Origin of the sequence: Rhodovulum sp. MB263 (assembly GCF_002073975.1) — a bacterium.
GTDB lineage: Bacteria > Pseudomonadota > Alphaproteobacteria > Rhodobacterales > Rhodobacteraceae > Rhodovulum.
Map to the genome: position 1 here is coordinate 1531408 of NZ_CP020384.1, position 17323 is coordinate 1548730.

General features: G+C 66.0%; 10 protein-coding genes. 3 read left to right on the forward strand and 7 right to left on the reverse strand.

Translation table 11 applies throughout. The annotated features are described in order from the left end of the window. Positions 1-6: 6 nt before the first annotated feature. Entirely contained in the window at positions 7-1560 is a 1554-nt protein-coding gene (locus B5V46_RS07290; protein WP_080615987.1) for an acyl-CoA carboxylase subunit beta, read from the reverse strand. Between the two features lie 290 nt (positions 1561-1850). On the opposite strand from B5V46_RS07290, the gene glgB reads away from it, so the two are divergent. The 3 genes from glgB (at position 1851) to B5V46_RS07305 (ending at position 7853) form a co-directional block, all read left to right on the forward strand. After that, on the forward strand, positions 1851-4085 hold the full coding sequence (gene glgB, locus B5V46_RS07295) for a 1,4-alpha-glucan branching protein GlgB (RefSeq protein ID WP_080615988.1): 2235 nt from the start codon (positions 1851-1853) through the stop codon (positions 4083-4085). Positions 4086-4150: 65 nt separating this feature from the next. Beyond that, positions 4151-6526 carry a glucosylglycerol hydrolase gene (gghA, locus tag B5V46_RS07300; RefSeq protein WP_080617980.1) on the forward strand — a complete coding sequence of 792 codons (2376 nt, stop codon included), beginning with the start codon at positions 4151-4153 and terminating at the stop codon, positions 6524-6526. 307 nt (positions 6527-6833) lie between these two features. After that, a complete protein-coding gene (locus B5V46_RS07305; protein ID WP_080615989.1) occupies positions 6834-7853 on the forward strand; it encodes an IS110 family transposase in 1020 nt (339 codons plus the stop codon). Between the two features lie 251 nt (positions 7854-8104). Here the strand turns inward: B5V46_RS07305 and B5V46_RS07310 are convergent, their stop codons facing one another. The 6 genes from B5V46_RS07310 to B5V46_RS07340 all read right to left on the reverse strand — a co-directional run bounded on the left by B5V46_RS07310 (position 8105) and on the right by B5V46_RS07340 (position 17236). After that, positions 8105-8551 (reverse strand): GNAT family N-acetyltransferase, encoded by a 447-nt coding sequence (locus B5V46_RS07310; RefSeq protein WP_080615990.1) that lies wholly within the window; start codon positions 8549-8551, stop codon positions 8105-8107. Positions 8552-8768: 217 nt separating this feature from the next. Then, on the reverse strand, positions 8769-9869 hold the full coding sequence (locus B5V46_RS20200; RefSeq protein ID WP_196774371.1) for an alpha/beta hydrolase: 1101 nt from the start codon (positions 9867-9869) through the stop codon (positions 8769-8771). 179 nt (positions 9870-10048) lie between these two features. Continuing rightward, complete coding sequence (locus B5V46_RS07325) at positions 10049-10549, reverse strand: acetone carboxylase subunit gamma (RefSeq protein ID WP_080615991.1); 501 nt, start codon at positions 10547-10549, stop codon at positions 10049-10051. A gap of 55 nt (positions 10550-10604) precedes the next feature. Beyond that, positions 10605-12914, reverse strand: coding sequence for a hydantoinase B/oxoprolinase family protein (locus B5V46_RS07330; protein ID WP_080615992.1), 2310 nt, complete (start codon positions 12912-12914; stop codon positions 10605-10607). 22 nt (positions 12915-12936) lie between these two features. Then, positions 12937-15090 (reverse strand): hydantoinase/oxoprolinase family protein, encoded by a 2154-nt coding sequence (locus B5V46_RS07335; protein WP_080615993.1) that lies wholly within the window; start codon positions 15088-15090, stop codon positions 12937-12939. A 307-nt stretch (positions 15091-15397) separates the two neighbouring features. Continuing rightward, positions 15398-17236 carry a sigma-54-dependent Fis family transcriptional regulator gene (locus B5V46_RS07340; protein WP_080615994.1) on the reverse strand — a complete coding sequence of 613 codons (1839 nt, stop codon included), beginning with the start codon at positions 17234-17236 and terminating at the stop codon, positions 15398-15400. Positions 17237-17323: the final 87 nt, after the last annotated feature.

The window sequence follows — 17323 nt, forward strand, 5'->3', positions numbered from 1 at the left end:
TCGGACCTAAAGCGGGATGTTGCCGTGTTTCTTCGGCGGCCGCGTCTCGCGTTTCGACAACAGCCCGCGCAGCGTCAGCGCGATGGCGCTGCGGGTCTGGCGCGGCTGGACGATATCCGACACGAAGAGCCGCCCGGCCGAGAGATAGGGCGAGGCGAATTCGGCGCGATATTCGGCGGCAAGCTCCTGTGCGCGCGCGGCGCGGTCCTCGGCCGCGGCCAGGTCCTTGCGATAGAGGATGTTGACCGCGCCCTCGGCCCCCATCACCGCAATCTCGGCGCTGGGCCAGGCGATCACCCTGTCGGCCCCCATATCCTGACTGCACATCGCCAGATAGGCGCCGCCATAGGCCTTGCGCATGATGACGGTGATCTTCGGCACCGTCGCCGAGGCATAGGCAAAAAGCATCTTGGCGCCGTGCCGGATGATGCCGCGCCGCTCCTCGGCCACGCCCGGCAGAAAGCCCGGCACATCGACGAGCGTCACCAGCGGGATGTTGAAGACGTTGCAAAGCCGCACGAAGCGCGCGCCCTTGTCCGAGGCGTCGATGTCGAGCGCGCCCGCCTTGACCATCGGCTGGTTGGCGACAAAGCCCGTCACCACGCCGCCGATCCGGCCGAAGCCCACCACCAGATTGGCGGCAAAACCTGCCATCACCTCGAGGAAATCGCCGCCATCGGCCAGCCGCGCGATCACCCCGCGCACGTCATAGGCCGATTTCGGATCTTCTGGCAGCAGCGCGTCAAGCTCGGGGTCGTCCTCGATCGCCAGATCCGGCTCGATCCGGTGCGGCGGGTCCATCATGTTGTTCGAGGGCAGGAAGGACAAAAGCCGGTGGACGATGGCCACCGCATCGGCGTCGTCCTCGGCGATGAAATGGATATTGCCCGAGACCGAGCCATGCGCCGCGGCCGAGCCGATCTCGTCCATCGTCGTGGTCTGTCCGGTGACGGCGCGGATTACCTCGGGGCCGCAGATGAACATCTGGGCGTGTTCCCGCGTCATGATCACGAAATCGGTCAGGGCGGGGCTGTAGGCCGCGCCGCCCGCGCAGGGCCCGGCAATGACCGAGATCTGCGGCACCACGCCCGACAGCTGCACGTTGCGGTAGAAGACCTGGCCATAGGCCGAGAGCGCGCCGACACCCTCCTGGATCCGCGCGCCGCCGGAATCGTTGAAGCCCACGACCGGCACGCCCGCCTTCAGCGCGTGGTCGAGCACGAAGCAGATCTTGCGCGAATGCATCTCGCCCAAGGTGCCGCCGACGACGCCGAAATCCTGGCTGAAGGCCGCGACTGGGCGGCCATCGACGAAGCCCGTGCCGGTGATGACGCCATCGGCCGGGATCGACTTCTTCTCCATCCCGAAATGGCGGGTCGCATGCTGGGCGTGCAACCCGGTTTCCTGGAAGGTTCCGGCCGAATAGAGCGCCTCGATCCGTTCGCGCGCGGTCATGCGGCCCTTGGCATGGCGGTCCGCGGCCTTGGCCGGGCCGCCACCCTCGAGCGCGGCCGCGCGCCGCTTGTCCAGTTCGTCCGCAAGGGATCGGGAAATCGCCATGGCACCCTTCCGCTTCTGGGGCGTGCCGAAGAATGGCACGGCCTGTTGCAGGGCCGCTGCCCGGCCCTTTCGCCGGGTATACCGGAAGGTTTTTACACGCGCCACAGGCGAGCGGCCGGAAGGGCGGGGCTGGCGCCGATGCCGTGGCGTCCGCCGGTTTGCGCAGGTCACGCGCAAGGAGTGCCCGCTATTTGGGCAGGCGGCGCGATACCGGGCGGATGCTGCGGCCGGGGAGGACTGATTTCACCGCCGGAGTTGAAGAATGGCTTCGGGTTCCTAGGGTCTAGGGCATGCAATCCGATATCACATCCCGACCGGGGCCGGGCCTTCCGCAGGACATCCTGCAACGGATCGCCCTTGGCACATTTGACGATCCCTTCGCGGTTCTGGGACCGCACCGAGTGGACGGTCGCCGTCATGTCACCGCCCTGATGCCCGGGGCCGAAACGCTGGAGGCGCTCCTGGACGATGCGCCGGGTGCCGAGCCCGGTGCCAAGGATGGCGCCCATTCACTTGCGCCTGTGCCCGACTGTCCGGGGCTGTTTACCGGCCCGGTTCCCGGCGAGGGGGCCTACCGGCTGCGCGCCAAGGCCAAAGGCACGGTCTGGGAGATCGACGATCCCTACCGCTTCGGCCCGGTTCTGGGCGCGCTGGACGAGCATCTGATCGGGCGGGGCGAACATCGCCGGTTGTGGGAGGCGCTCGGTGCCCATGCGATCACCCATGAGGGCGTGGCTGGGACCCATTTCGCGGTCTGGGCGCCCAATGCCCGCCGGGTCTCGGTGGTGGGGCCCTTCAACATGTGGGACGGACGGCGCCATGTGATGCGGCGCCGGGGGGCGAGCTGTGTCTGGGAAATCTTCCTGCCGGGCATCGGCGAGAATGCCAGCTACAAGTACGAAATTCTGGGGCCGGACGGGACGCTGCAGCCGCTGAAGGCCGACCCTGTGGGCTTCGGCTCGGAACATCCGCCCGCCAATGCCTCGGTCGTGCATGATCTGCGCGGCTATGGCTGGTCGGACGGCGAGTGGATGCAGGACCGAGCGGGCCGCAATGCCCGCAGCGCGCCGATCTCGATCTACGAGGTGCATCTTGCCTCCTGGAAGCGTCGCGCCGACGGGCGCGCGATCTCCTATGTAGAGGCCGCCGAGGAACTGGTCGATTACGTGGCCGCGATGGGGTTCACCCATATCGAGCTGATGCCGATCAGCGAATACCCGTTCGACGGGTCCTGGGGCTATCAGCCGGTCGGGCTTTATGCCCCGACCGTGCGCCATGGGCCGCCGCATGAATTCCGCGATCTGGTCGATGCGGCGCATCGCAAGGGGTTGGGCGTGATCCTCGACTGGGTCGGCGCGCATTTCCCGGCCGACGCGCATGGGCTGGGCAAGTTCGACGGCACCGCGCTTTACGAATATGCCGACCCGCGCGAGGGGTTCCACCAGGACTGGAACACGCTGATCTACAATTTCGGCCGCACCGAGGTCGCGAATTTCCTGACGGCCAACGCGCTCTACTGGCTGGAGGAATACCATGTCGACGGGCTGAGGGCCGATGCCGTGGCCTCGATGCTCTATCGCGATTATTCGCGGAAAGAAGGCGAATGGGTGCCGAACAAGGATGGCGGACGCGAGAATTACGAGGCCATCGCTTTGTTGCAGCAGATGAACACGCTGAGCTATGGCGCCCATCCCGGCACCCTGACCGCGGCCGAGGAAAGCACCGCCTATCCCGGCGTGACCCGGCCGGTCGATCAGGGGGGGCTGGGCTTCGGCTACAAGTGGAACCTGGGCTGGATGCACGACACGCTGGGCTACATGGCCGAGGAGCCGGGGAACCGGCGCCATCACCACAACCGGATGACCTTCGGGCTGACCTATGCGTTTTCCGAGAATTTCATCCTGCCGATCAGCCATGACGAGGTGGTCTATGGCAAGGGCTCGATGCTGACCAAGATGCCCGGCGACCGCGCGGCGCAATTCGCCAATCTGCGCGCCTTCTACGGGTTCATGTGGGCCCAGCCGGGCAAGAAGCTTCTGTTCATGGGGCAGGAGTTCGCCCAGGAGGCCGAATGGGCCTATGCCGGCAGCCTCGACTGGGCGGCGCTGGACGATCCCTCCCATGCCGGGATGCAGCGTCTGGTGCGCGATCTGAACACGCTTTACCGCGGCACGCCCGCGCTTCATGCGCTGGATTTCAGCCCCGAGGGCTTTCAGTGGATCGAGGCCGATGATGCTTCGCGTTCGGTCTATGCCTGGCTCCGCCGCGGCGGGCCTGACGATCCGAACGCGGTCGCGATCTGCAACTTCTCGCCGGTCGAGCAACCGGCCTACCGGCTGGGCCTTCCGGCCGCCGGGCGCTGGCGCGAGGCGCTGAACACCGATGCCCCGCTTTATGGCGGGCAGGGGCGCGGCAATATGGGCGGGGTGACGGCCGAGCCACGACCGAGCCATAGCCAGGCGGCCTCGGCCGCGATCTGCCTGCCGCCGCTCTCGACCGTGATCCTGGTTCAGGAGGACGGCTGATGCGCGACGAGGGCGAGCCCGGAACCGGCCGGACCTTCGGCCCCGCGCAGGGAAAGGACAGAGACATGCCCCTGAGGGACCGGATCGAATTCGACGAGGCCGCCGCGCGGGCCGAGGCCCAAGCCGCGCGCGAGGCGCTGACCACCGCCGAGACCGCTTTCCAGGCGCAAAGCCGGATCGCGCGCAGGCTTGGCGGCCGGGTCGAGGAGGGGCGGGCCGTGTTCGGCTTCTGGACGCCCGAGATCCTCGATGCGCGGGTGCCGTCGGGCGATGTCTTCCTCGAGGTTCTGGCGCCGCTCGAACCGATGGATCTGACCCGCGCGCATCAGGAGATCCGCTTCGAACGGGCCTGGGTGCCGGTGATCGTCGAAGAGGCGCATTGCTTCACCGCCGTCACCGGCATGCGGGCGGGCAGCCGCGAGCGCTTGGGCGATTTCTATGCGCTGGCCTGGCGCGATCCCGAGGGCGGCTGGCACCGCATTCTCGACCCGCTGGCGATGTCGCTGCCCTTCGGCGTGATGGCCCCGGCCGAGCTGTACGATGTCGAGGCAATGCTGGCGGCGCGGGGCGACGCGGCCTATTTCGAGGCCTTCAGGGGCGAGGCGCCGCACAAGTTCGGCCCTCCCGCGAACATCCTTCAGGTTCATGTGCCGACGGCGACGGCGGGGGGCACGCTGGCCAGCCTCACCCGCCATTACCACCGGCTGGCCGAGCGCGTCGCGCGCGAGTTGCCGCTGGAACCTGCGGACAAGCTGTTCCTCGGCTATGATGCGGTGCAGCTTCTGCCGGTGGAGCCTACGACGGTGCATGAGGCGGGGCCGGATTTCTGGCAGGAGGTCGATGGCGACGAAGAGGGCGTGACGGTCTCGCTTTTGCGTCCCGACACCACCAACTGGGGCTATGACATCGTCATTTCGGGCATGGGCACGGTCAATCCGGTGCTGCTGGAAACCGGGCGCCCCGACGAGCTGGTCGATTTCGCGGCCGAGCTGCACAACTTTCCCGGCAACCCGAAAAAGCTGATCCTCGATGTGGTCTTCGGCCATGCCGACAATCAGGGGCTCGCCGCGCTCAACAGCCATTTCTTCGCCGGGCCGAACATGTATGGCCAGAATCTCGATTATCAGAACCCGGCGGTGCGGGCGATCCTCCTGGAGATGCAGCGGCGCAAGGTGAATTTCGGTGCCGACGGGGTCCGGGTCGATGGCGCGCAGGATTTCAAGTGGTGGGATGCCAGTACCCAGACGCTGCGCCATGATGACGACTATCTGCAATCCATGGCCGACCTGGTGCAGGAGGCGGCGGGCACACGCTACCGGCCCTGGTTCATCTTCGAGGATGGCCGGCCCTGGCCCGAGGAGGACTGGGAGCTGTCCTCGGATTACCGCGCGGTGATCGAGGCGCAGACCGATGATGACGTGTTCCAGTGGGGGCCCCTGACCTTCGCCCATAACACGCCCTTTCTCTATACCTTCTGGCTGTCGAAATTCTGGCGCATCCGCGAGATCGTCGAGCTTGGCGCGACCTGGATCTCGGGCACCTCGAACCATGACACCCTGCGGCGCGGCACCCAGGTCAGCCCCAAGCTGAACGTCAATACAAGGCTGGGCCGGACCCGGATGGAGATCCTCGACAAGGCCTATGACAATCCGGCGAACCATGTGCTGACCTATGTCGCGCTGCCCGGCGTGCCGATGGATTTCCTCAATGCCATGGCGCGGGCCTCCTGGGGCTTCATCCGCAACCAGGACGACCGTTACGGCGTCAAGGTCGTGGCCGAAGAGGCGATCAGCCTGAAATGGCAGGTCGACGAATACAGCTATTCGGTGCCCGCCAATTTCCGCCGCCTCAAGGAGATGGGCTTCGAGACCCGCAGCGACCTCGTGCGCTTCTTCGAATTCCTGCCCGGGCTGGTCGAGGTCACCGAATACGATCTCGACGAGATCGCGCGGCTGCTGAACAAGGCCGAGCCGCCGCTGGCCGGCCCCGAGGTCTATACGGTGGCCGCGCTCAAGCACATGGCGCGGGCCTGGATGGATGACATGCACGAATATTGCAACGTCTCGACCTCGCTGCCGACGCTCGATGCCGATCAGGCCGCCTTCTGCCTGTCCCTGCGCGGGTTTCGCCGCAAGCGGCCCTGGCTTGCCGCGAATTACGCAGGCTGCGACAGCTTCGACTATCTGCGCCCGATCGCGGGACGCACGCTGTTCACCGCGCTCCGGCACGGCCCCGATGGCGAGCAGATCTACGCGGTCATGCATATGGAGGGCAAGCCGACCGGAGAGATCGACCCGCTGAGCCTGCCGGTGCCGGGGATCGGTGGCGGCGGCTGGGAGGTCGCGCTGCGCACGCCCTCGATCGGTCCGGATTATCACGGCGGGCCGATCACGCTGACCGACTCGATGGCGCTGGTCTTCTCGCGGCAGATGCCGGTCTAGCGGGGCCTGTCCGGAATTCCGTCCGCCGGTCCGTAAGGGGCAGGGGATGGCAAAGCGGACCGGGGCGCGCTGGCGAATGCCATGCGAAAGCAACCCGATCCCATGGATTTCCGGGTCTTGGTCGCGAGGCAATGCCAGGCAATCCTGACCCCATTGCCACTCATTTCCGCCTAAACCGGACCTTCGACGCGCCCCGCGCGCGTGCCTGCTATGCGGACAAAGCAGATGGGGTGGATGGCTCCCGCCCCCGGCGTCGCAATGCGCCATAGTGCAGATGTCATTGTCTGCTGCGAGAGGAGCCATCCGCATGAAGGTTACAACAGTCGGCTTCGACCTGGCCAAGAACATCTTTCATGTCCACGGAGTTACCGCGATCGGAGAGGTTGCCTTCAACCGACCTTTGCGCCGGGCGCAGGTGCTGGCGTTCTTCGGACGACTGTCGCCCTGCCTCATCGGCATCGAAGCCTGCGCATCGAGCCACCACCGGGGCCGCGAGCTTGCGAAGCTCGGCCATACTGTCCGGCTGATGCCGCCGATGTATGTCAAACCCTGCGTGAAACGGGGCAAGTCCGACGCTGTCGATGCAGAAGCCATTTGCAAAGCCGTGACACGGCCGACGATGCGTTTCGTCGAGATCAAATCCGAGGACCAGCAGGCGCTCTTGTCTCTGCACCGCGCACGCGACTTCGTGGTTCGACAGCGCACCCAGTTGATCAACATGCTCCGGAGCCTGGCCGCGGAGTTCGGCATCGCCATCGCCCGGGGCGTCGCGCGGGCCATCGATTTTGCGAAAGGGATCATCGAGGGCAAGCAGCCGGGGTTGCCCGAGCTCGCCCGGGACGTCCTGCGGGTCCTCAGCCGACAGCTGGTCGATCTGCACAATCGCCTCGGCTGGTACGAGATCACGATGCGTATTCAGGCCCGCCTCAGCCGCCAGGCGCAACTCCTGCAGACCATTCCCGGCGTCGGGCCCGTCACGGCCTCGGCCGTGGCCGCTACGATCGGGTCGGGCCGCCAATTCCGGAGCGGTCGAGAGTTTGCGGCGTGGCTTGGCCTGACACCGCGCAATCATTCCAGCGGCGGTAAGGAGCGGTTGGGAAAGATCACCAAGATGGGTGACCGATACCTGCGCCAGCTTATCGTCGTCGGAATGACATCGCGCGTGCGACAGGTCGCCAATCATCCGGAACGCGCCGATCCATGGCTGACGAAGCTGTTGCAAAGAAAGCCAGTCCGGCTCGCGACCGTGGCCATGGCAAACAAGACGGCACGGATCATGTGGGCCGTTCTGACCAGGGACGCGCCCTGCAAACCACACGCGGCGTAGCCAGCTAAGTGCTCGAGAGATAGCAAGACCGACGATGTGATGGTGTACCCTTCAGCCGCAACGATCAGGACGCTCCGCCGAATGTCCCGGGCGAAATTGCCCGCAAAGCAGATAGGAACCTGATCTGCGGATCCCATCAGGGCCAGCGGTGCCAACCGCGCAAACAGGCCGGACACAAGACCGCTTCTGAAAAGGTACACGTAGTCTCATTTACATCTTGCTAGGCGGGAGCCAGCCACACAGGACGGTCGTCAGATAAGAGACTTCTCGAAATAGACGCGATTGAAGCCGTCTTCGGATCTGCGCGCCACCTCGGAGTATCCGAGTCTTGGGTAGATCGACAGATTCTCCTCCATATTCTCGTTCGTGTAGAGATGGACGGCGCGCTTTCCGCTGGTCCTTGCCTCGTTCTCACAGAAAGCAACAAGCGCCTTACCAATCCCACGGCCTGCCGAGGCTGGCAACACGGCAACGTTCTCCAGAAGAACATGCTCGCCCTCGGCGTAAAATACGATGAAGCCTTGAAAATCGCCTTCGTCGGTTGTGGATACATAAACCTGACCGGCCCCGATCTGACCCGCAAAGTCAGCGTTCATGGGCGCGGGTTTGCGTCCGATCAGGGGCACATAGCGGGCATATGCCAGTTCGGCGCATTCCCTGATCTTCGGTTCATCGTCGGCTACGGCCTGCCGGACCATGGGCGTTTCTTTCCTTTGAAATGACCGCATACTCCGCCGACAACTCCACCGTTGCAATATCCGCAAAGGCTCTCTGCCGATCTTCGCTGCATGGGGCACGAACGACAGCTTCTCCTTGGCAAATGCGATCCGGGTCGGCGACCTGACCGGAAAGCCGGCTTTGCCTGACACCTGAAAGGCGCATTCCGATGCGTGCCCCGAACCGTGCCTGCCGCGCTCAGCTGCCCGAAAGATAGACCTCGACCTGGCGGACGGGACGGCCATCCGACCATTGCCCCATGTCGAAGTCCAGCTGATCGGCCCGGGCGCCGTCACGGATCACCCGGTCGAGCGCCGACCAGAGATAGCGCCAGTCGAGATTGTCCTCGGCGCCGACGCCGTCGAGCAGCAGAAGCGAGAGCAGCGGCCGGAAGAAGCTGGTATCGTCGGTCGCCTGCTCGTGATTGGCGAAATGGCCGGGGCAGCCATGGGTGTCGGTCTGCGACAGATACATCCGCTTGCGGTCGGTGGCGATGGCGCCGAAGGGGGCGTCCCATTCGGATTTCGGCACGATCCAGTCGGCATCGCCATGCAGGATGGCCACCGGCATGGTCAGCGCCTTGCCGGTGACGGCGAGGGAAACATCGTCCTGGAGGCTGTCGAGCGCCTGCCCGATCTGGCCCGGGGCGGAGGCGGCCGCGCTGCTGGGAACCGGGTCGGCGGTCAAGACCTGCAGCGGCATGAGATTGTCGGGCAGACCGTCCTTGGTGACATACCAGGGCCAGCTCAGCGCGAAGAGCCCGCCCAGCGAATGGCCATAGACATAGGTATCGACCGCGACATCGGGACCGAAGCCGACCCGGACATAGGCATCGGAGACGCTGGCCAGCGCGTTCCGCATCCATGTCTCCTGAGAGGGGCGCAGCCCGTCGCCGAAGACCTCGTCGAGCAACTCGGCCACGGTCATCACCCCGCGCGGCGGGAAGCTGCAGAACCCGGTCTGGAAATTCGGAAAGAACACCGTATAGCCCTGACGGACGAGATGCTCGAGATGGGCGCGGTAGATCTGCGAGGCACCAAGCACGAAGCCGTGCAGGAAGATCACGGCCTTCGGGCGGCCGTTCGCCCCGATCCAGGGCGTCTCGGGGCGGTAGACCTCGATATAGCTGCCCTTCTGGCATTTCCCGAACCGCTCGATGGTGAAGTCGGGCGAGCTATAGACGGCGCTGTAATCCGGGCGTGGCGGCGCCTTGGGGCGCAAGGGGCCGACCAGCCGGCAGAGCGCGGCCTGAACAAGATAGCCGAAGGTGGTGCGCAGATCGCTCAGAAGCATCGACACGGGCCCGGGCCTCTCCTTGTTGGAACGGGACCATGAAAGGCCGGGACAGGCGATGGGTCAAGCGGTTTGCTCAACCTTTCCGCGATCTCTCTGTCGCCTTCCGGGCAAGCTTCGGCGCGAAAGACATGCGGCCCCCTTTGCAAAGGGGGCCGCGGCAGGGCCGGTCGGGATGCACCGGGTCAGGCGCGTTCGGGCACCTCGAGGCCGAGCCAGTCGCGATAGAAGGTGTCGATATCGGGTTCGAAATCATGGATCACCGGATACCAGGGCGTCGGCGCCTCGACATCGAGCAGATCGCCCGAGAGCGGGCAGAAATATTCGCGGATCACCTGCCAGTCGGTCGAGGGGGCCATCAGCTTGGGATAGATCTTCTCCATCGCCTCGGGCGTGTCGCGGACCCGGACCCTGGCATGCAGCTTCCAGTTCTCGGTCCAGTCGCAGAAATCATGCCCGGCCCAGCTCCGGATCACCCATTTCCTGTCCTCGGCGCGCTGGACGATGAAGAGCTTCGGCCCCAGCGGCAGGATGATCCGGTCGTCCCAGGGCACCTGGTCCTGCAGGATCTTCAGATAGATCTCGAACCGCTCGCGGTCCTTGGGCATGGACAGCATCTGATGCAGCGTGTCCTGGTCGATGGTGCCGTCCACGAGATCGCGGATCTTGGCTTCGGTATAGGCCATGTCTGTTCCTCCCTTTCTGAAACGGGCGCCGGGATCGCCCGGCGCCCGGGTTGGGTCATTCCTCGACCAGCTGGACGATGTTCACATCGGGCAGTTCCGACAGGTCCATCGAATAGTCCTTGCCGTAGGACGGGATCGGCAGGTCGGCCTCCTTCAGTTGCCAGCTGTCCGGAAGATCCCAGAACGCCCGGAAATCGCGCTCGAATTTCGGACCGAGCTTGAACGAGGCGGCAAACATCTGCTGGACCTGGGTGCCCGCATCCTTGGCGAGGATCTTCTCGCGCTCGGCTTTCATCCATTCGCCGGTGGGCACAGACTGGGCCAGCCGCTCCTGCCGGATCTCGGCGCGGCGGGCTTCGGTCGCGGCCAGATCGGCCACCACCTGACCGCGCGCGTCCTCGCTGAGCACGACGCCATAGACGTCACTGGCGAAGCGGGCGAGCAGATAGCCGCCGTTGACATCGGCCGCGACCGCCTCGGGCTTGCGGTCGAGCGGGTCGCCGAAGCCCGGGCCACCACGCATGTAGTTGAGGTAGAGGTCGTAATCGGCGAACATCTCCTCGGTGGTGATGGCCTGCTTGTCGCGCTTGATCCGGGCGCCTTCCAGCATGCTGTCCCAGACCGGGTTCTCGGGGTCGGTATCGCCGCCCCAGGGGATCGGCTCGCCCTTGGCGATCTTCTCCTTCAGCCCGGTGTCATGCGCGGCGAAGCGGTAGCCCGAGGCCGCCGGATAGCCGCCCATCAGCCCCCAGTCCGAGCTGATATGGCCGTTGCCCATGAAGAACATCGTCCAGTCCTTGGCGTTCCAGACCATGCGCAGGCTCTCGAAGCCGCAGCCGCCGCGATACTTGCCCGCGCCGCCCGAGGAGGCCTTGATCTGGCGGCCGAGATAGACCAGCGGCTCGGCCAGTTCCCAGATCTCCATGTCGCCCATGTCGCCTTCGGGGTTCCAGATCGCCGCCGCATGGCTGATGCCGTCGCGCACCGCCGTGGCGCCGACCCCGTTGGCCGCGCATTCGAACGAGTTCACGGCATGGATCTCGTCATACTGGTTGAAGCCGCCGCCCTGCAGCCAGTTCGAGGTATTGGCGTTGCCCGCATTGACCTCTTCGAGATAGCCGCGCCCGAAATAGCTGCGCGACAGCCCGCGCCAGAGCGCCGTCCAGGACGAGACCAGGAAGTGCCAGCTATAGGCGAAGGCCACGCGCCGGTCGTCCGGGTTCATCCAGGTGCCCTTGGGCAGGCGGAACTCGGTGCCATAGGCGGCGCCGTCATTGATCATCTCGCTCGGGATCAGGCTCTGGGTCATCATCACCCAGATGCCCGAGGTGAAGCTGACCGAATGGGCATTGTAGGTGTGCCAGCCCCATCGGCTCGAGCCTTCGAAATCGAGCCGCCAGGTTCCGTCCTTGCGGATCGTCATCTCGGAGGGCGTGTGCATGATCGTGTCGACCTTGGCGAAGTCGGACGGCACCCGCACATCCTCGTGGCTGTAGGGCACGTCGACGAAGCCCACCTGGCGATAGGTGCCCGGAATGGTCATCGCCTTGATCCGGTTCTGAAGGCCCAGCCGGCCGTGCTCGATCGCCTCGTAGGCGAATTGCCAATAGGCATCGATCCCCTCGTCGGCGATCACCTCCTCGACCAGCTTGCGGATCATGTGGCAGCCCGCGACCCGGGTGCGTTCGTCGAGCATCCAGTAGCGCGTGGTGCGCACCGCGCGCTGGCTTTCATGCAGCCAGTCGCGGAACAGCGTGTCGTTCTCGCCGATCTTGCGGCAGGTCACCGAATAGCCGTCGCCGAAGCGCTGGACCTGGCCCGTGGTCATCGAGCCCGGACCGACGGCGCCGGTATCGATCACATGGGTCACGCCGCCGACCCAGCCGATCAGCTCGCCCTCGTGGAAGATCGGCACGATGGTGTGGATGTCGCAGGGGTGGACGTTGCCGATCAGGCTGTCATTGTTGCAGAAGATGTCCCGGTCCTTGACGCCGGGATTGGACTCCCATCCGTTCTCGATCATGTATTTGATCGCGGCGCCCATGGTGCCGACATGGATGATGATGCCGGTCGAGGTCAGGATGCAGTCACCGGCCGCGTTATAGAGGCTGAAGCACAGCTCGCCCTCCTGCTCGACGATGGGCGAGGCAGCGATCTTCTTGGCGGTCTCGCGGGCATCCACGACGCCGGCCCTGAGCCGCGAGAACAGTTTGTTATACTTGATCGGATGCTCGTCCCGCAGCTCCATGTGGCGCAGCCCGGCATAATGGCCGCTGCTCTTGGTGGCCTCCATGATCTTGTCGCGGTGCTGCTTGAGGGTCTCGCCGCCGCGGACGATGCCCTTGATATCGCTTTGAATGTTCATGTGGTTTCCTCCCTTTCGCGCGTCACAGTTCCTTGAGGTGGAACAGGCGGTGTTCGTCGAGCCAGGTCTCGAACCCGTCCGGCACGACGAAGGTCGTGGCGTCGGATTCGATGATCGCGGGGCCGACGATCTGGTTGCCGGGCAGAAGCGCTTCCATCTGGTAGAGCTGGGCCTCGACCCAGCGGCCCTTGCGGTAGAACTGCCGCGAGCCGGTGCGCGCCTCGCGCGGCGGGGTGGCCTCCTGCAGCTCTTCCTCGGGGATCTTCGGTTTCGGGATCGGGACGGTGCCGCGCATGATCGCGCCGGTCACCGAATAGCCCAGCTCGGGCGAGCGGGCCGAGGCGGCATAGACCCGGCCATAGGTGTCGTTGAAGGTGTCGACCAGCTGGTCCCAGTCTTCGGCATCGCGGGCCGCGGCGATCGGGCTTTCGATTTCCAGATCGTTGAGCTGGCCGCGATACTGCATCCGGAAGCCGGGTTGCAGCGTGACCTTGTCGGCGGCATAGCCGTTGCGCTCGAATTCCTCCAGAACGCGTTCGGTCAGCTCGTCCCAGGCGGCCTGCAGCACCTTGGCCTGGGAGGCCTTGTCGGCCTCATGGGCCTCGGTGTCGATATTGATGTCGAGCGACTTGTCATAGCGGTACTCGAAATCGGCCGCAGCACAACCGAAGGCCGAGAAGCCCGCAGCCCAGGCTGGCACGATCACGTCCTCGAAGCCAAGCCCCTCGGTATAGCCATAGGTGTGGACCGGCCCCGCGCCGCCATAGCTGAAGCAGGTGAAGCTGCCCGGGCTGTAGCCCTTGCCCGAGATCATCGCGCGCATGTAGTCGCGGAGTTCCGCATCGAGCAACTCGATCACCCCGGCCGCGGCATCCTCGACCGACAGCCCCAGCGGATCGGCAAGCTGCACCTTGACCGCGTCCCAGGCGCGTTGCCGGTCGAGCTTGACCTGGCCGCCGAGGAAGTTGTCGGGGTTCAGATAGCCCAGCACGACATGGCAATCCGAGATCGAGACCGTGTCTATGCCGCTTTCGGCCCAGCAGACGCCGACCCGGTAGCCCGCGCTGTCGGGGCCGAGCTTGATCGCCTTGGTATAGGGGTCGAGCCGCACGAAGCTGCCCGCACCCGCGCCGACCGAGTCCATCGCCACCAGCGGCAGCGACAGTACCAGCCGCGCCATGTCGGGATCGTTGCGGATCGTCAGCTCGCTTTGCGTGATCAGCGCCACGTCGAAGGAGGTGCCGCCGATATCGGAACAGGCGATGTTCTTGTAGCCCAGCTTCTCGCCCAGATACTTGGCGCCGATCACGCCGCCGATCGGACCCGAGACGATGGTGCGCGCCAGTTCCTTGGCCTTCCAGGAGATGGTGCCGCCATGGGTGGCCATCACCCGGAAGTCGAAGCGCGAGCCGTGCTCCTTGAAGGCGCCCGAGATGCCGTGCAGCGTCTGGCGCGAGGGTTCGGCGGCATAGGCCTCGAGCACGGTGGTATTGGTGCGGTGGGTCTCCTTGCGGACCGGGTAATAATCGGTCGAGGCGAAGACCGGGATCGTCTTGCCGCTGGCCTTGACCTCTTCCTCGACGATGTCGCGCACCCGGCGCTCATGGGTCGGGTTCTTGTAGGAATGCAGAAGCGAGATCACGATGCCTTCGACATCCTCGGCGATCAGCTCGCGCGCGGCGGTCCGGGCCGTGTCCTCGTTCAGCGGGATCACCACCGTGCCCATCATGTCGATCCGCTCGGCCACGCCCCGGGTCAGGTCGCGCGGCACCAGCGGATCGTCGTAGTAGTGCGTGTTGATATGGATGCGGTCCTCGTAGGCGAAGCCCAGATAGGCCTGGATCGCGCGGCCCATGCGGTGGAAATCCTCCATCCCGGCATTCACGATCAGCCCGACCCGAAGCCCCTTGCGCTGCACCACCCGGTTCAGCATCGCGGTGCCGGAATAGACCCCGGTCTGGATGTTGCGCAGCGCGTCCTCGAGCGTGAGGCCCCAGTGCTCGAGCCCCTCCCGGCTCGATTCCAGAAGGCCCTGGGCCTCGTTCGCGGGCGTGGTCTGCGCCTTGCCGACGACGAAGTCGCCCTCGGCATCGACGAAGAAGGTGTCGGTCATGGTGCCCCCGGCGTCGATGCCGAGCACCTGCACCGACCGCGCGTTGCGTCCGGTCTGTGTCATGCGTGTTTCCTCCCGTTTCAGCGCCGTCTCGAGGCGCCGTGCCGACAGAGTAGCGGGCCGGGCCGCGCGGCCGTGCTGTCCGGGCGGGCCGGGCGCTGTCCGGACAGCCGGGAGGCCGCCCTGGCGTGGCGTTACAGGGAGGCGGGCGCCAGATCGTCCGATGCGGGACGGGCTGTCCGGAAGCGAGGACAGGCTGCTGCCGGACAGGATCTGTCCGACTGTCCGGACAGGTGTCGGACAGGGGCCGGACAGTATCCGGACGGGGCTGCGGGGCTCTGGATGCGGATGATTCGGCGCTTGCCGGCGCTCAGTCCTCGGGCCGGGCGAGGCCGTAGGCGGCGATCTTGGTATAAAGCGTCGAGCGCGCGATGCCGAGACGGCGGGCGGTGGCCGACATGTTGCCGTCGCTTGCCGCCATCGCCTGGAGGATGCGGCTGCGCTCGTCCGTTTCGGTGGCGCGGGTCGGGGTGGCGGGCAGGGCGTCCGGGGCGCGGATCTTGTCGGGCAGGTCCGGGACGTCGATCACGCCGCGGTCGCAGAACAGCACCAGGGCCTGCATGTCGTTTCGAAGCTCGCGCGCATTGCCCGGCCAGGGATAGGCCATCAGCGCCTGCTGTGCGGCTCGGTTCAGCGCCGGGGCCGGGCGCCCGGCTTCGGCTGCGGCCTTGGCCAGGAAGTGCCGGGCCAGAAGCGGAATGTCGGCGGCCCTGTCGCGCAGCGGCGGCAGCCGGAACTGGATCGTCGAGATGCGGTGGAAAAGGTCGCGCCGGAACCTGTTCTCGGCGACGTCGCGGGGCAGGTCGCGATGAGTCAGCGCGACGACCCGAAACTCCGAGCGTTCCGGCCCGTCGGCGTTGCGCGCCCCGGGCAGCCCGTCTTCCAGCACCCTTAGCAGGAAGGGCTGCACGTCGCCCGGCATCTCGCCGATCTCGTCGAGACAGAGCGTGCCGCCATGGGCCGCGGCCACCGCGCCGCTGCCGTGACCCTCGGTCTCGAACAGCACGCTCGCGGCGCTGTCGGCGCGCAGCGCGCCGCAATTGACCGGCACATACTGGCCGTGGCGCTGGGACGAGGCGTCATGGAGCGCGCGGGCCAGCAATTCCTTGCCGGTGCCGGTCTCGCCGCTGATCAGAATCGGGACGTTCGATCCGGCCACGCAGCGCGCATGCTCGAGCAGCTTCAGTATTGCCGGGTCGGTACCCAGAAATGCGTCGAACGGGTCGCCGCTGGGGCTTTCGAGAGGGCGGCGACGGCCGCGATAGGCGGTCAGCACCATCCCGATCGGCAGGCCGTCGCGCCGCAGGATCTCGCTATCCATGCCCGAGAAACGGTCGGACATCTCGCCTGCCCAGTCCTCTTCGCCGCGCTCGCCGATGGCGCCGCCCCGGATCGCCTGGTTGGACCAGACCGCGCGGGTGTCGTGCAGCACCGCGCCGCGCCGGTCGATCAGGATCATATGGGTATTCTGCCAGCGGGCGCGACGGTCCATGAATTGCTGGTAGAGCGCCTCGCGCTCTTCGCCGATCAGTCGCGCCAGCGCCTGGGTGATCTCGTCCCCGACCGCCATCGCCAGCGCCATGCTCTGGGGCTGGAACACGTCGGTCGGCCCCGAGATGTCGACGATGCCGCGCAGCGTCCCGTCGACCGGGTCGAGGACCGGCACGGCGGCGCAGCTCCAGCGCTGGATCTCCTCGCAGAAATGCTGGATGCCATGGACCAGGGCCGGTCGGCCCGAGGCCGCGGCGGTGCCGATGCCATTGGTGCCGATGCTGGTCTCCTGCCAGTCGCCGCCGATCTGCAGCCGGTTCTCGCGGCCGGTGTCGATCGCGCCCGGATCGCCCTCGGTCTCGGTGATGATGCAGTCGGGCGAGGTCAGGATCATCATCAACCCGGTCTCTTTCAGCATCGCCCGCGCGCGCAGAAGGGCCGGCCGTGCCAGCCGTCGCAGCTCGGCGGTTTCCTTGCGCTTGCGCAGCAGAATCTCGTCGGGGACCTGAGGTGCCGACAGCCTGTCGGGAAGCACCCCGCAATCCCGCGAGCGCAGCCAGGAGGCCGCGAGATCGGGATCGAGATCCCCCGGCAAAAGACCGGTCTCCAGAAAGCGGGCCCAGTCCGCCTTCCGGACGAAACGTCCGCGTGCGACCATATCTCCTCCCAAGGGCCGTGCCCGGCCCCGAATACGTCGTCACGATATTGCGGTGCAGTCTATCTGCTGAGACCGGGTCTGGAAAGG

Bases quoted from the DNA above. Each gene is read 5' to 3' on its own strand.
- B5V46_RS07305 (WP_080615989.1), top strand. From the start codon at position 6,834: ATGAAGGTTACAACAGTCGGCTTCGACCTGGCCAAGAACATCTTTCAT.
- B5V46_RS07335 (WP_080615993.1), bottom strand. From the start codon at position 15,090: ATGACACAGACCGGACGCAACGCGCGGTCGGTGCAGGTGCTCGGCATC.
- B5V46_RS07330 (WP_080615992.1), bottom strand. From the start codon at position 12,914: ATGAACATTCAAAGCGATATCAAGGGCATCGTCCGCGGCGGCGAGACC.
- B5V46_RS07325 (WP_080615991.1), bottom strand. From the start codon at position 10,549: ATGGCCTATACCGAAGCCAAGATCCGCGATCTCGTGGACGGCACCATC.
- B5V46_RS07310 (WP_080615990.1), bottom strand. From the start codon at position 8,551: ATGGTCCGGCAGGCCGTAGCCGACGATGAACCGAAGATCAGGGAATGC.
- glgB (WP_080615988.1), top strand. From the start codon at position 1,851: ATGCAATCCGATATCACATCCCGACCGGGGCCGGGCCTTCCGCAGGAC.
- B5V46_RS07340 (WP_080615994.1), bottom strand. From the start codon at position 17,236: ATGGTCGCACGCGGACGTTTCGTCCGGAAGGCGGACTGGGCCCGCTTT.
- B5V46_RS07290 (WP_080615987.1), bottom strand. From the start codon at position 1,560: ATGGCGATTTCCCGATCCCTTGCGGACGAACTGGACAAGCGGCGCGCG.
- gghA (WP_080617980.1), top strand. From the start codon at position 4,151: ATGCCCCTGAGGGACCGGATCGAATTCGACGAGGCCGCCGCGCGGGCC.